This window comes from Legionella parisiensis (assembly GCF_001467945.1).
GTDB lineage: Bacteria > Pseudomonadota > Gammaproteobacteria > Legionellales > Legionellaceae > Legionella > Legionella parisiensis.
Genome location: NZ_LNYQ01000013.1, coordinates 1450260 through 1465098 on the forward strand (window position 1 = coordinate 1450260; position 14839 = coordinate 1465098).

Genomic DNA, 14839 nt, shown 5'->3' on the forward strand with positions numbered 1-14839 from the left:
TCTGCATCCTGGCTACAAAACCAGGATTCTATTGTTTTAGGCCATATGACTCAAAAATTCTTGTAAGTGTTCTTTGTCTTGCTCGGAACTTAAATAGATTTTGAGAGAATCTAGGGCACGGTGATATTCATCATATTGCAGTATGCCTCGCATGAGTTCAAATCGTAGGAAAACACAGTATGTATTAAGTACATCTGTTTCACAGTAATTACGAATACTTTTTATTTGGCCTGATAAATACTGCTCCCATACTTTGGAGCCACTCATGCCCATTTTTCCAGGGAATCCAAGCATACTGGATATCTCATCCAAGGGGGCAAAAGCTTTATTTTGATATCCTGCAATGACATCCATAAGATCAAGATGTCGATAATGAAATCGACTTAAGTAATTGTTCCAACGGAAATTTTGTTGATTGTCACCGTTTTCCCAATAAGTGGGTGCTGTAATTCCATGCAATAAAGAGCGGTAATGTAAAACCGGCAAATCAAAGCCACTCCCATTCCAGCTGACTAATGTCGGGGTATGTTTGTCAATTCCAGCAAAAAAACGAGTTATTAGTTCCTTTTCGTCAGAGGTTTCATCACCTAATGACCAAACTTTTATTTGTGAGCCATGGCTCATAACTAAAGAGATGGCACAAATTTTTTGTAGATAGTGAGGTAAAAAATCATGGCCAACTTTGGAGCGGCGTAATGCAAACATCGCTTCTGCAGTATCTTTATCCGACAATCCGTGCAAATCATATAAATTACGTCCTGCTTCAATATCGGGGATGGTTTCTATATCGAATACAAGAATAGTCATTAGCTTAACTTAAATTATCATGAATGAATTCATATCTTAACACGGGGCAATTCATGGAAATAGTAGTTTATTTTTTAAAATAACAACTTATTTTGAGTTCGTCATGCGTGGATTGTAGCGCTTAAATTTGGTAAAATGATCTTTTTATTGTTTGGCTGCTCATGGACGCTTTATTGCAAAATGTTAAGAAGTTGCGAATAGGCTTTTTGTTGTTTACTTTGTTCCTTACTGCTTGTGTTAGCCATCCTCCTGCGGATGTCAATAACCTTTGTAATATATTTAGACAATACCCTAAATGGTATAAAGACGCTAAGGATGTCGAACGTCGATGGAGGGTTCCAGTTCCAGTACAAATGGCTATTATCCATCAGGAATCAAAATTTAATGCTCGGGCACGGCCGGCACGCAAAAAACTCTTCTGTGTTATTCCCTGGAAAAGACCTTCTTCAGCTTATGGATATACCCAAGCGTTAGATGGAACCTGGAGTCACTATAAACAAAATTGTGGAGGATGGTTTGCTTCACGAGGTGATTTTAGTGATGGTGTCGATTTTATCGGTTGGTATGCAAATGAGGCTTATAAAAAAGCAAGAATTCCTCGTACGGATGCTTATGCACTTTATTTAGCCTACCATGAAGGTATAGGTGGTTATCAGCGTAAAACCTATTTGAGAAAATCATGGTTAATACCAGTTGCACGCAAAGTCAAAGCGCGTTCACAGCTTTATGCAGCGCAACTTAATTCGTGTAAAAGGATGTTTGAATCACGCTCCTGGTTTTAGGTGTTCAATGAGAAAGCTGCCGGGGCGGAAGGTTAGGTTGTATTTGAATTTATATGGTTTAATAAGTAATAATATATTCAGTAATTAAAACTGATAGATTACTAAGGAGTTTTTTAATGCGATTAATGCTTTTGGGTGGGCCGGGTGCAGGAAAAGGAACCCAGGCTTTGCGGTTGATAGAACGTTATCAAATTCCGCAAGTCTCCACAGGTGACATGCTGCGTGCAGCTATTGCACAAGGAACTTCCTTGGGACTAAGTGCTAAAAAAATTATGGAAACAGGCGGTTTGGTACCTGATGATATTATTATTGGTTTAGTTAAAGAACGCTTAAAAAAGAGTGATTGTGACAATGGCTTTCTATTTGATGGTTTTCCTAGAACGATTGTACAGGCAAATGCACTGAAACAAGCAGAGATCTATTTAGATCATGTCATTGAAATTGATGTTAATGATGATGAAATTATTAAACGAATCAGTGGACGACGTATCCATCAACCTTCTGGGCGTGTATATCATATTCAAACTCATCCCCCAAAGCGCGAGGGTGTAGATGATGTTACTGGTGAGGCTTTAATTCAACGTGAAGATGATAAAGAGGAAACTGTAAGAAAGCGTTTAGAAGTTTATCGCAATCAAACAGCTCCTTTAGTTAATTATTATAAATCATGGGCTGAGAGCGGAACTCATGGTGCTCCTGAGTTTCATAGTATTTGTGGTACTGGCGATGTAGAGGAAGTCTTTCAAAAAATTGTCAATTCAATCGAAGCTAAGGAAGAAATATGACAAGCCTCAATGTTACTCATGCTGAGTTTCAATCTCTAATTGATGAAAACGAAATTGTATTTATTGATTTTTGGGCTGACTGGTGCGCTCCATGTAAACAATTTTCTAAGGTTTATGAGCAAGTTGCTGAACAGTTTCCTAATATAAAATTTGCAAAAGTAAATATTGAAGCGGAGCAACAATTATCTGATTTTTTTGAAATACGCTCAATTCCTCATCTGATGGTTTTCAAAGAAGGTATTGTAATTTATTCAAATGCTGGCAGTATGCCAGCCTCTACGCTAAAGGAGCTGGTTGAGCAGGCAGTGGCAGTTGATGTCAGTGCAATAAAAGCGGAGCTTCAAGAAAAGGATGAGAAGTAACCTGCGATAAGTACTTTGCAAGTTCTTTTTTTCCCACTTCATCGATGATTAGATCGAGCTTGGTCCGTCGCTTGAGTATATCATCACAACTTTGTGCCCATTCTTCTAAAATCAAATAATCTACTTCAACCTGATAAAGGTAGGTACAGTACTTTTTCCCCAAGGATTCCCTACTATTACAAGGAGCAAGGAATCTTTCCATACGACTTCCATAAGTATATAAATAGCGCTCTAGTAAGTCTTTATCCATCCATTTGTATTTTTCATTAGCATATTGTGTATATTGCTCAAAATTCATTTCTTCAAAAACAGCACCGGGTAAAGGAGTTGAGGCAGTAATTGAAGGACCCATTTGTGGGAATGTCTGCAGAAGTTGGTTGATGACCTCTTCTGCTAATTGGCGATAAGTGGTTATTTTTCCACCATAAATTGTAATGATAGGTGCCGGTATAAAATGTACTTTATAAGAATAGTCACGGCTTAAAGCCCTTGCCTCCCTGCTTTCATCGGCAAGTAAAGACCTAATGCCGCTCCAAGTATAAATAATATCTTTTTCGGATATTTTGCATTCAAAATATAAATTAACTAACTCAATTAAATACATAGTCTCTTCATTGCTAATCGTTGCATTCCCAGGATTATTACCAGTTAATGGAATATCGGTTGTACCTATCATACTAAATCCATGATAAGGAATAACGAAGATGATACGTTTGTCCTTATGCTGTAATAAATATGCGTGATTACCCTTATAAATTTGGGGAACAATAATATGACTTCCCTTAATTAAACTAATTTTCTGTCGATCAGGAGTTTGAGTAAGCTGTTCTACGGATTTAACCCACGGACCTGCCGCATTAATCACTGATTTAGCATAGAGTATATAGCTTGAACCTATTTTAGGTTGTACTGTTAATTGCCATAAATTATTTATAATTTCAGCATGAATTACTGTAGAGTGCGTTCGTATGCTTGCTCCATGATTCTTGGCTTGAATTGCATTAACAATCGTTAGGCGAGCGTCATCAGTTACCGCGTCATAGAATAGAAAACCCATATTCAGCTTGTTGATCAGGGCAGTAAAATAGTCTTTTTTACTCTTTCTATAAATTATTTTGCATTTGGGAAGGCGATTTTTGCTGCTCAAATGATCATAAATATATAAACCCAACCGCAAAAACCAGGCAGAACGCATGTGCTTGTCATAGGGGAGCACCATAGCTTGAGGATGGACCAAATGCGGCGCCAGGTCTAAAAGTCTTTGTCTTTCGGTTATTGCTTTTTTAACCATTCCAAACTCATAGTTTTCTAAATATCTTAGCCCGCCATGAATGAGCTTTGTACTGCTTGAGGATGTTTTAGAAGCTAAATCATCTTGTTCCAAGAGCACTACAGACAATCCTCTCAATGCTGCATCCGCAGCACAACCACAGCCATTGATGCCGCCGCCAATAATTGCAACATCAAAAACCGAATTCATATTTTGGTCTCCACAAAAAAAGTATACACTTACAATATACACATAATAGTTGGGACAAGGAACTCTGCAACAATGAATTATTTACTGGCGCTAGATCAAGGAACGAGTAGCACACGTGCAATGATATATACTGTTCATGGTGAATTAGTTGCCACCAGTCAATATCCAATCACACAGCATTATCCTCAAGCGGGTTGGGTCGAACATGATCCGGAAGAAATATGGCAAAAAACTTTAGCCGCAATGCGTGATGTGGTATCTCAAGTTTCAGTTGATCAGATCGTATCTTGTGGCCTCACTAATCAAAGAGAAACTACTGTTATCTGGAGTAAAAAAACCGGTGTATGTCTTGCTCCAGCTATTGTATGGCAGGATCGTAGAACAGCTGAATATTGCGATGCTTTGGTAGCTGATGAATCCATGATTCAAGAGAAAACTGGTTTAATTCCCGATTCTTATTTTTCTGCAACCAAATTAAAATGGCTTTTAGAAAATAATCCTGAAGCGAAAATGTTGGCAGATAAGGGTGACTTAGCTTTTGGTACCATTGATAGTTTCCTGATTTGGCGCCTAACGACAGAGCATTTGCATTTAACGGATGTGACTAATGCGTCAAGAACGATGCTATTTAATATCAAAGAAGAACAATGGGATCTAGATTTACTTAATTATTTTAAAATTCCTGAGTCTGTTTTACCTAAAGTTTGTGCAAGTGACAGTCATTTTGGGATGATTGATAAACAGTGGATTGGTTTTGAATTACCAATTACAGGAGTTGCTGGTGATCAGCAAGCTGGATTAATTGGCCAAGGCTGTTTCAAAATGGGGATGGTAAAAGCAACTTTTGGAACGGGGGCATTTTTATTACTAAATACAGGAAGCAAACCTGTATTATCGCAACATAAACTTTTAACAACAGTGGCTTATAAGATTCAAGGACAAACAACTTATGGACTGGAAGGAAGCATTTATCATGCGGGCACAGCTGTAAAATGGTTAAGAGACTCAATGAAACTGATTACTCATGCTGATGAAACTGAGACACTAGCGAATTCATTGAGTGGAAATGAGGGGGTTTATCTCGTTTCAGCATTTACAGGTTTAGGGGCTCCTCATTGGTTATCAGCATCTGGTGCATCCATGGTTGGTTTAAGTTTATCGAGTAATAGGGCGCATTTTGCCAGAGCCGTATTGGAAGGTGTTTGTTATCAAACTCGAGAGGTATGTCTTTGTATGCGAGAAGATAGCCAGTTGGATATATCACTATTACGTGTTGACGGTGGAATGGCGGTCAATCGATGGTTTTTACAATTTTTAGCTGATCAATGCCAATTAGAGATCCAAAAACCCAAGAATATTGAAACAACAGCTAAAGGTGCGGCAATATTAGCAGCTTTGGGGTGTGGCATCTTTAACTCTTTGGATGAACTGCATTCAATTTGGGATGTAGAACAAGCGTTTATACCACAAAGAGCCTTAGAGCAAGTGGAATTGGATTATCGTGGCTGGAGACATGCTTTACAAAAAATGGAAGTTAATTAGAACTATGAATGCAAGAGTCGTTAGTGAAGTAAGAGGCTAAATACCCACATCCCGCCCCGCGAACAAGTCGTGGGCGGATGATTACATTTTAGATGTTAGGGAACATCTCTGGTTTTTTCACCAGTATAAAGCTGACGAGGTCTACCAATTCTTGATTTGGTGGCAACCATCTCCATCCAGTGACTCATCCAGCCAACAGTACGAGCCAATGCAAAAACTACCGTAAACATATTGGTTGGAATTCCTATAGCACTTAAAGTCAGACCCGAGTAGAAATCAACATTGGGATAAAGTTTTTTCTCAATAAAATAATCATCTTCAAGGGCAATGCGTTCAAGTTCCATAGCGAGCTTGAATAATGGAGCATCTTTAGCTCCTACAGCTTCCAGAACGTCATAGCAGGTCTGGCGCATTACTTTTGCTCTAGGATCATAACTTTTATAAACACGATGGCCAAATCCCATTAATCGGAATGGATCATCTTTGTCTTTTGCTCGTTTGATGTAATGTTGAATACGATCAACACTGCCAATTTCTTTAAGCATATTGAGGCATGCTTCATTTGCACCCCCATGCGCAGGTCCCCATAATGCACCGATTCCTGCCGAGATGCATGCAAAAGGATTTGCACCAGTTGATCCAGCGAGACGAACAGTTGAAGTAGACGCATTTTGCTCATGATCTGCATGCAATATGAAAATTGTATCCATAGCGCGTACCAGGACTGGATCAGGAGTGGAGTTCTCTGTAGGGACACTAAACATCATATGCAAGAAATTTTCGGCATAAGACATTTTATTTTGTGGATAGATATAAGGCAATCCTATTGAATATTTGTAACTCATTGCTGCAATAGTAGGCATTTTGGCAACCATACGAATTGCAGAAATAAAGCGGTCTTCCGCGTTATTCAAATCCATGGTGTCGTGATAAAATGCAGATAGGGCGCCAACCATACCTACCATAATTGCCATAGGATGTGCGTCACGACGGAAACCATTCAAGAATTGATACATTTGCTGATGTACCATAGTGTGATTGTTAATTAAATTAACAAACTTCTTCTTCTCTTCAGCATTGGGCAGTTCACCATTGAGTAAAAGATAACTTACATCAAGAAAATCTTTCTTCTCTGCCAATTGCTCAATAGGATAGCCTCGATAAAGCAATATGCCTTTATCCCCATCGATATAGGTAATTTTAGATTCACAGGAGGCAGTCGATAAAAAACCTTGGTCAAAGGTGAAGACGCCATGTGCACCCAGTTGAGTGATATCAATCACATCATTCCCTAATGTGGGATTATATACGGGTAATTCAAGCGGTTCTTGGCCTTCAAGGCTAAGTTTAGCTGTTTTTTTTGTCATTGCTTCTCCTGATAAAGGATTCATTTGAATTGTGCGTGGCACTATATACAAAATGAGCACTTACAGTCAATTTTATTATGGTTTAGAATCTTTAAGAAAGACAGTAAAATATAATATATTTATCTCCTCAAGGCAGGGTTACACTCCTCAATTGCATTATATCGTTTTACCCTATATTTGAGGACTTTGTTTGAACTACATTTTAGTATAGATGATTTAATTAAATCCGTCTGTGTGGTATCCTTTATTATTAAAAATTTATCGTCAAGGATACGTCCAAACTATGGTTTATCTAGCTAAAGAAGTCTTGCCAGTTAATATTGAAGATGAGTTAAAGCAATCTTATTTAGATTATGCGATGAGTGTCATTGTAGGCAGGGCTTTGCCTGACGTTCGTGATGGATTGAAACCGGTTCATCGACGTGTCTTATATGCGATGAGTGAATTGGGTAATGATTGGAATAAACCCTATAAAAAATCTGCGCGTGTAGTAGGGGACGTAATCGGTAAATACCATCCACATGGAGATACAGCAGTTTATGACACTATAGTCCGCATGGCTCAGCCTTTTTCGATGCGTTATCTTTTGGTGGATGGACAAGGTAACTTCGGTTCTGTAGATGGTGATGCTCCTGCGGCAATGCGATATACCGAAGTAAGAATGTCCAAGGTTGCTCATGCTTTACTAGCGGATCTTGAGAAAGAAACTGTTGATTTTAGCCCTAACTATGATGAAACGGAATTCGCTCCAGTAGTTTTGCCTTCACGTATACCTAATTTATTAGTAAATGGCTCTTCAGGTATCGCTGTAGGTATGGCAACTAATATCCCACCGCATAACCTTACTGAAGTTATCAATGCGTGTATTGCTCTGGTTGATGATCCTGAATTAAGCCTAGATGACATTATGGAAATTATTCCTGGTCCAGATTTTCCAACAGCAGCTATTATTAATGGCCGAGCTGGAATTATTCAGGGCTATCGTACCGGAAAAGGACGTGCCATTATTCGAGCGCGCACAGAAATTGAAACAGATGATGATACTGGGCGACAAGCAATTATTATCACGGAGCTTCCTTATCAAGTGAACAAAGCCCGCTTGGTTGAACGGATTGCTGAATTGGTGCGAGACAAGAAGATTGAAGGTATCTCTGGGCTTAGAGATGAGTCTGATAAACAGGGAATGCGTGTTGTTATCGAACTAAAGCGCAATGAAGTTGCTGATGTCATTTTAAATAATTTGTACGCTCATACTCAAATGCAAAATGTTTTTGGAATCAATATGGTTGCCCTAGTTGATGGGCAGCCGCGCACATTAAATTTAAAACAAATTCTTGAGTATTTTATAAAGCATAGACGTGAAGTTGTAACCAGAAGAACTTTATTTGATCTGAAAAAAGCGCGTGCTCGTGCTCATTTATTAGAAGGGTTGGGAATTGCTTTAGCTAATATTGATGAAATGATCGCTTTAATTAAAAAATCACCTACACCTCAAGATGCTAAAGAGGGGTTACTTGCCAAATTATGGCAGCCAGGAATGGTTAAAGCAATGCTGGAAAAAGCAGGTTCCAATGCATCTCGACCCGATGATTTGGCTCCTGAATTTGGTTTAAGTGCTGATGGATATAAACTATCAGAAGCGCAGGCTCAGGCTATTCTTGAGTTAAGACTTCATCGCTTGACTGCCTTGGAGCAGGATAAAATTTTAGGTGAGTTTGAAGAATTATTAAAATTGATTCGCGAGTTGTTGGAAATATTAGCTTCTCCAGAACGACTTATGCAAGTGATCCGTGATGAGTTGCTTGAAATAAAAACCCAATTTGGTGACGAACGTCGGACTGAAATCACCGCATCACAAGAAGATTTGACAATTGAAGACCTCATCACTGAAGAAAATGTGGTGGTAACTCTATCGCATCAAGGGTATGTAAAATACCAGCCTCTCACTGCGTATCAGGCCCAACGCCGTGGCGGGAAGGGTAAATCTGCGACAAATGTTAAAGATGAGGACTTTGTTTCACGCTTGGTTATTGCCAGCACGCACGATACATTGCTCTGTTTCTCTAACCATGGAAAACTATATTGGTTAAAGGCATATCAGCTTCCATTAGCCAGTCGTATTTCTCGTGGTCGTCCTATTATTAACATATTGCCACTTGCTGAAAGCGAGGAAATTAATGCCATGTTGCCAGTTAGGGAATATCAGGATGGTTATTATGTATTTATGGCTACTAAAAAAGGAACAGTGAAGAAAGTACCTTTGAATGCGTTTAGCAGACCTCGTTCTAATGGAATTATTGCTGTTGATTTGGATGATGATGACAGTTTAGTTGGAGTTGATATCACTGATGGTAGTAAGGATATCATGCTATTTACTGATGCAGGTAAAGTAGTTCGCTTTGATGAAAACAAAGTGCGGCCTATGGGACGTACTGCTCGCGGAGTGCGAGGTATACGCATCGAACAGGGCCAAGCAGTGATCTCCCTGGTAGTGGCTCATGCAGATGGAACCATATTGACAGCAACAGAAAATGGATATGGTAAACGTACTTCAATTGAAGAGTATCGGGTTTCTGGACGTGGTGGACAAGGTGTGATTTCCATTCAGGTAAGTGAACGCAATGGTAAAGTTGTTCGTTCAGTACAGGTTACAGATGGAGATGAGGCTATGTTAATTACTGATAAAGGTACGCTGGTACGTTTTAAGATCAGTGAGTTATCTGTAATTGGTCGAAATACACAAGGTGTTCGTTTGATAAATGTCAGCCCAGGTGAAAAAGTAGTTGGTATGCAAAAAATTGAAGATTTGGGCGAGGAGTCCAATGATTTGAGTGAGGACTCCGATGAGTCCAATGATGTAACTGAAGTTGAAGATAACAGTGATGACAACTCGAGTTTATAATTTTGGTGCAGGTCCTTCTATGCTTCCTGAGGCTGTTCTTAAGGAAGCTCAGGAAGAATTTCTTGATTGGAAAAATCTTGGTGTTTCTATTCTTGAGGTGGGGCATCGTAGTCCGGAGTTTTCAGCTCTATTAAACCATGCAGAGCAGTCCTTAAGAGAATTGCTTTTTATACCCCAAAATTACCATGTTTTATTTTTGGGAGGAGCAGCCCGCACCCAATTTGCCATGATTCCAATGAATCTCTTAAATCCAGAAGAGCAGGCGGGATATCTGGTTACCGGAGTATGGTCACAGATGGCTTTTTCTGAAGCACAGCACTTAAAAAGCGCATATTGTATTGCGAGTAATGAAGAAACTGGTTATAAAACAATTCCTGAGCAGAAAAATTGGAAGATAAAAGAAAACACAACTTACATTTACTATACCCCAAATGAAACTGTAAATGGGATTCGCTTTCCTTTTGTCCCTAACTCCAAGGGAATTTCATTAATCGCTGATATGACATCATCGCTGTTGAGCGAGCCTGTAGATATCAAAAATTTTGGCTTAATCTTTGCTGGAGCACAGAAAAACATAGCTAATGCTGGATTAACCATAGTAATTATTAGGGATGATTTATTAGAAAGAATGCCTGTTCCCCCTGTACCTACAATGCTAAGTTATAAAACTCAAGCAGAGCATCATTCGCTTTATGCTACTTCGCCAGTTTTTAATTGCTATTTGGCTGATAAGATATTTGATTGGATGAAAGCACAGGGTGGAGTTGAAGAGATATATCGTTTAAACTGCCAAAAAGCCGCGAAATTATATCAATACTTGGACAGATCTGATTTTTATACTACTCATGTAAATCCTGAAGCACGTTCTATAGTTAACGTTTGTTTTTCGCTCAAAAATGATAAATTAGAGAATGAATTCCTTCGATTAGCTCAACTCAGAGGTTTATATGCTTTAAAGGGACATCGTTTGGTAGGTGGGTTGCGTGCCAGTCTTTATAATGCAATGCCAATGGCTGGAGTTGATGCACTTATTGAATTCATGTCTGAATTTGCAAAGGAACATAGTCGGTGAGAATACATAATTTTATAAGTAAACCTGTTCATTCAATAAAAGGTCAAATCACCGTGCCAGGTGATAAGTCAATTTCTCATCGCTCCATTATTTTTGGTGCTATAGCTAAAGGAACAACAATTATCAATGGATTTCTCGATGGTGATGATTGCATGGCTACCCTCAAAGCATTTCAATCCATGGGAGTCACAATAGAAGGACCCGATGAACAACAAGTGGTAATTTACGGTGTTGGTAAACAAGGACTGCAAAAACCAGAAAAGATTGTTGATTGTGGGAACTCTGGAACCAGCATGCGTTTATTAGCAGGATTATTGACCGCGCAATCTTTCGATAGTCAATTAACCGGGGATGAGAGTTTATTGAAGAGACCTATGCTGCGTGTTAGTAAACCATTAGCACAAATGGGTGCCGATATTACTACTGTCGATGGTAAGCCTCCTATTACAATTAAAGGAGGGAAAAAACTTACAGGGATTCATTATGTAATGCCTGAAGCGAGCGCTCAGGTAAAGTCATGTATTCTATTAGCAGGGCTTTATGCTGAAGGTGAAACGCGGATTACAGAAATAGGGGTAAGCCGTGATCACACAGAGTTAATGCTCAAAAACTTTTCTTATCCAGTGCATCGCTCGGACAATACTCTAATTATTAACTCTGCGAATGAATGTATAGGCACTGATATCTATATTCCAGGAGATATTTCATCTGCGGCATTTTTTATTGTTGCCGCTTCTATTATCCCTGGCTCCGATATTCTCATTCGTAATGTAGGTATTAACCCAACTCGTACAGGGATAATTCATATTTTGCTGGAAATGGGAGCTAATATTACACTTTTAGAGCAGCGACAGTTGGGTGAGGAGTGGGTCGCTGATCTACGAATTAAATATGCACCATTAAGAGGAATTAATATTGAAGCAAGTCTGGTTCCACTTGCAATTGATGAGTTTCCTGTTATTTTTATAGCCGCAGCGTGTGCCCAAGGAAAAACTACGCTGCATGGTGCAAGCGAGTTACGTTTTAAAGAAAGTGATCGAATTGCTGCAATGGTCGATGGTCTAAAAAAATTAGGTATTCATGCGCAAGCATTAGATGATGGAATAATAATTGAAGGAGGAACGATACATGGAGGTACAGTTGAGAGCAAAGGTGATCACCGTATTGCCATGTCTTTTGCAATTGCTGGGGCTGTAGCTAGTGATCCTGTTACTATAAAAAATTGTGTCAATGTAGCTACCTCGTTTCCTTTGTTTGTGGAAACTGCAAAGGAACTTCAATTACACATAGAGGAAACTATTGATAATGTACAATGACACTGTACCTGTGATAACCCTGGACGGACCAAGTGGAACTGGTAAAGGAACGCTTTGCCAATTACTTGCAAAACATCTTAAATGGAATATGCTTGATAGCGGCGCAATTTATCGTGTTCTTGCTTATGCAGCCAGAAAAAATAAAATCGATTTTCAAGAAGTACATGAATTAACTGCACTCGCGCGCTCTCTTAATTTACGTTTTGCATCCTCAGATGATTATGAAACACAAGTAATTTTGGATGATATAGATATCAGCGCAGAAATTCGCAGTGAGCAATGTGGCCAGGATGCTTCTCAGATAGCGGCCATTCAGGAAGTAAGGCAAGCTTTGCTTGAACGACAACGAAATTTTGCCCAACGTCCTGGTTTAGTTACGGATGGTCGAGATATGGGAACAGTGGTCTTTCCTAAGGCAATTTTAAAAGTCTTTTTATATGCAAGTGAAGAAGAAAGAGCGAATAGACGTTATTTACAGTTGAAACAAAAAGGAATTAATGTTAGCCTCGCGCAGGTTGTAGAAGAGTTGGCTAAACGTGATGTAAGGGATACTGCTCGTACGCATGCGCCATTAAAGCCTGCAGATGATGCAGTGCAAATTGATACAACCAGATTATCCATTGTACAAGTGTTTAATATTGTATTAAAATTAATTAACGAACGTTTGTTTGATGTTTAACTATTTGTTGGGGGAAAGATGAGTGGAACTCATTCTTTCATTTTTTTACTAAAGAGTTTATTAACATGTCTGAAAGTTTCAAAGAATTGTTTGAGCAAAGTATTGCCGGTGCTCAATTTTATCCAGGTGCCATTATTAATGCCAAAGTTATCGGTATCGATAATGATTATGTCATTTTAAATGCCGGTCTAAAATCCGAAGGTATTGTACCTAAAGAAGAATTTTATGATAAAGATGGTGCGTTGGAAGTTAACCTGGGCGATACCGTTGAAGTAGCTTTAGATTCTGTAGAAGATGGCTACGGTGAAACGATACTTTCGAGAGAAAAAGCGAAACGTCAGGAAGCTTGGCGTAAATTATCTAAATCACATGAGAACAATGAAACAGTTACCGGTCTTATTTCTGGAAAAGTCAAAGGTGGATTCACTGTTGAAATTGGTACTATACGCGCTTTCTTACCTGGTTCATTAGTAGACGTCAGACCTGTAAGAGATCCTTCTTATCTGGAAGGCAAAGAGCTTGAATTCAAAGTAATTAAAATGGATTTAAAGCGTAACAATATTGTTGTATCACGTCGTGCAGTCGTTGAAGAAGAAAGCAGCGCTGACAGGCAAGCATTGCTCGAGTCCTTGCATGAAGGTCAAGAGCTCCATGGTATCGTTAAAAATCTTACCGATTATGGTGCCTTTATTGACTTGGGCGGCATAGATGGCTTGTTGCATATAACTGATATTTCATGGAAACGTGTAAAACATCCTAGTGAAGTATTATCCGTTGGCCAAGATGTAAAAGTAAAAGTATTAAGTTTTGATAGCGAAAGAAACCGTGTTTCTTTAGGTATGAAACAATTAGGTAACGATCCTTGGGTTGATCTCGTTGAGCGTTATCCTATAGGCAAAAAATTACAAGGTAAAGTAACGAATATTACAGATTACGGTTGCTTTGTTGAAATAGAGGAAGGTGTGGAAGGTTTAGTCCACATGTCAGAAATGGATTGGACCAATAAAAACGTACATCCGAGTAAAGTGGTATCTTTGGGTGATGTGGTTGATGTTATGGTTCTTGAAATCGATGAAGAAAGACGCCGTATTTCTTTAGGTATGAAGCAATGTGTTGGCAATCCATGGCAACAATTCGCTGCAAGCCATTCTAAAGGTCAAAAAGTAAACGGTAAGATTCGTTCAATTACTGATTTTGGAATATTTATCGGCTTGGATGGGGATATTGATGGCTTAGTTCATTTGTCTGATATTTCCTGGACTGTTGCTGGCGAAGAAGCTGTAAAACAGTTCAAGAAAGGTCAAGAGATGGAAGCGGTTATTCTCGCTATAGATCCTGAGCGTGAGCGTATTTCTTTGGGTATTAAACAACTTGAAGGCGATAATTTTGCAAGTTTTGTTGATGAGTACACCAAAGGTGCTATTGTAAAAGGTACTGTTGTGGCTGTGGATTCTAAGACAGTTACTGTAGCACTGGCAGATGACATTACGGGTACTATTCGCGCAAGTGAATTGTCTGATGAGCGTGTTGATGATGCTACTACTCTTGTCAAAGAAGGTGATGAGATTGAAGCAAAAATTATAAATGTCGACCGCAAAAATCGTTCAATTACTCTTTCAGTAAAAGCGAAAGATGCTCAAGATGAAGCAGATGCGATTAAGAAATATTCTAGAACCGAAGGGGCTTCAACAACCTTAGGTGATTTGCTGAAAGAAAAAATGGCAAGTAAAGAGAGTGATTAATTT

12 protein-coding genes are annotated in these 14839 nt (G+C 39.0%); 9 read left to right on the top strand and 3 right to left on the bottom strand.

Going from position 1 to position 14839, the window contains the following annotated elements:
* Window positions 1-36: 36 nt before the first annotated feature.
* Window positions 37-807 carry a 3'-5' exonuclease gene (locus Lpar_RS12520; RefSeq protein ID WP_058518239.1) on the bottom strand — a complete coding sequence of 257 codons (771 nt, stop codon included), beginning with the start codon at window positions 805-807 and terminating at the stop codon, window positions 37-39.
* A 161-nt stretch (window positions 808-968) separates the two neighbouring features.
* On the opposite strand from Lpar_RS12520, the gene Lpar_RS12525 reads away from it, so the two are divergent.
* The 3 genes from Lpar_RS12525 to Lpar_RS12535 all read left to right on the top strand — a co-directional run bounded on the left by Lpar_RS12525 (window position 969) and on the right by Lpar_RS12535 (window position 2736).
* On the top strand, window positions 969-1589 hold the full coding sequence (locus Lpar_RS12525) for a transglycosylase SLT domain-containing protein (protein ID WP_058518240.1): 621 nt from the start codon (window positions 969-971) through the stop codon (window positions 1587-1589).
* A gap of 116 nt (window positions 1590-1705) precedes the next feature.
* A complete protein-coding gene (adk, locus tag Lpar_RS12530) occupies window positions 1706-2374 on the top strand; it encodes an adenylate kinase (protein WP_058518241.1) in 669 nt (222 codons plus the stop codon).
* The gene (locus Lpar_RS12535; RefSeq protein ID WP_058518242.1) at window positions 2371-2736 is read left to right on the top strand and encodes a thioredoxin family protein; all 366 of its coding nucleotides are present in this window, start codon (window positions 2371-2373) and stop codon (window positions 2734-2736) included. The genes adk and Lpar_RS12535 overlap by 4 nt, the downstream gene beginning before the upstream one ends.
* Here Lpar_RS12535 and glpD read toward each other — a convergent pair.
* The gene (glpD, locus tag Lpar_RS12540) at window positions 2693-4216 is read right to left on the bottom strand and encodes a glycerol-3-phosphate dehydrogenase (RefSeq protein ID WP_058518243.1); all 1524 of its coding nucleotides are present in this window, start codon (window positions 4214-4216) and stop codon (window positions 2693-2695) included. The two genes, Lpar_RS12535 and glpD, sit on opposite strands and share 44 nt — an antisense overlap.
* A 72-nt stretch (window positions 4217-4288) precedes the next feature.
* On the opposite strand from glpD, the gene glpK reads away from it, so the two are divergent.
* Complete coding sequence (glpK, locus tag Lpar_RS12545) at window positions 4289-5758, top strand: glycerol kinase GlpK (protein ID WP_058518244.1); 1470 nt, start codon at window positions 4289-4291, stop codon at window positions 5756-5758.
* Window positions 5759-5853: 95 nt separating this feature from the next.
* Here glpK and gltA read toward each other — a convergent pair whose 3' ends face one another.
* Entirely contained in the window at window positions 5854-7125 is a 1272-nt protein-coding gene (gltA, locus tag Lpar_RS12550) for a citrate synthase (protein ID WP_058518245.1), read from the bottom strand.
* A 283-nt stretch (window positions 7126-7408) separates the two neighbouring features.
* On the opposite strand from gltA, the gene gyrA reads away from it, so the two are divergent.
* The 5 genes from gyrA (at window position 7409) to rpsA (ending at window position 14836) form a co-directional block, all read left to right on the top strand.
* A complete protein-coding gene (gyrA, locus tag Lpar_RS12555) occupies window positions 7409-10027 on the top strand; it encodes a DNA gyrase subunit A (RefSeq protein WP_058518246.1) in 2619 nt (872 codons plus the stop codon).
* A complete protein-coding gene (gene serC, locus Lpar_RS12560) occupies window positions 10008-11099 on the top strand; it encodes a 3-phosphoserine/phosphohydroxythreonine transaminase (RefSeq protein WP_058518247.1) in 1092 nt (363 codons plus the stop codon). Before gyrA ends, serC begins: the two co-directional genes overlap by 20 nt.
* Window positions 11096-12415, top strand: coding sequence for a 3-phosphoshikimate 1-carboxyvinyltransferase (aroA, locus tag Lpar_RS12565; RefSeq protein WP_058518248.1), 1320 nt, complete (start codon window positions 11096-11098; stop codon window positions 12413-12415). Before serC ends, aroA begins: the two co-directional genes overlap by 4 nt.
* Complete coding sequence (gene cmk, locus Lpar_RS12570) at window positions 12405-13094, top strand: (d)CMP kinase (protein WP_058518249.1); 690 nt, start codon at window positions 12405-12407, stop codon at window positions 13092-13094. The genes aroA and cmk overlap by 11 nt, the downstream gene beginning before the upstream one ends.
* Before the next feature lie 65 nt (window positions 13095-13159).
* Window positions 13160-14836, top strand: coding sequence for a 30S ribosomal protein S1 (rpsA, locus tag Lpar_RS12575; protein WP_058518250.1), 1677 nt, complete (start codon window positions 13160-13162; stop codon window positions 14834-14836).
* The last annotated feature ends 3 nt before the right edge of the window (window positions 14837-14839 follow it).

What these genes read in the sequence shown, in the direction of transcription:
- cmk (WP_058518249.1), top strand. Translation starts at nt 12,405, where the DNA reads ATGTACAATGACACTGTACCTGTGATAACCCTGGACGGACCAAGTGGA.
- rpsA (WP_058518250.1), top strand. Translation starts at nt 13,160, where the DNA reads ATGTCTGAAAGTTTCAAAGAATTGTTTGAGCAAAGTATTGCCGGTGCT.
- glpD (WP_058518243.1), bottom strand. Translation starts at nt 4,216, where the DNA reads ATGAATTCGGTTTTTGATGTTGCAATTATTGGCGGCGGCATCAATGGC.
- Lpar_RS12520 (WP_058518239.1), bottom strand. Translation starts at nt 807, where the DNA reads ATGACTATTCTTGTATTCGATATAGAAACCATCCCCGATATTGAAGCA.
- gltA (WP_058518245.1), bottom strand. Translation starts at nt 7,125, where the DNA reads ATGACAAAAAAAACAGCTAAACTTAGCCTTGAAGGCCAAGAACCGCTT.
- serC (WP_058518247.1), top strand. Translation starts at nt 10,008, where the DNA reads ATGACAACTCGAGTTTATAATTTTGGTGCAGGTCCTTCTATGCTTCCT.
- Lpar_RS12535 (WP_058518242.1), top strand. Translation starts at nt 2,371, where the DNA reads ATGACAAGCCTCAATGTTACTCATGCTGAGTTTCAATCTCTAATTGAT.
- gyrA (WP_058518246.1), top strand. Translation starts at nt 7,409, where the DNA reads ATGGTTTATCTAGCTAAAGAAGTCTTGCCAGTTAATATTGAAGATGAG.
- Lpar_RS12525 (WP_058518240.1), top strand. Translation starts at nt 969, where the DNA reads ATGGACGCTTTATTGCAAAATGTTAAGAAGTTGCGAATAGGCTTTTTG.
- glpK (WP_058518244.1), top strand. Translation starts at nt 4,289, where the DNA reads ATGAATTATTTACTGGCGCTAGATCAAGGAACGAGTAGCACACGTGCA.
- adk (WP_058518241.1), top strand. Translation starts at nt 1,706, where the DNA reads ATGCGATTAATGCTTTTGGGTGGGCCGGGTGCAGGAAAAGGAACCCAG.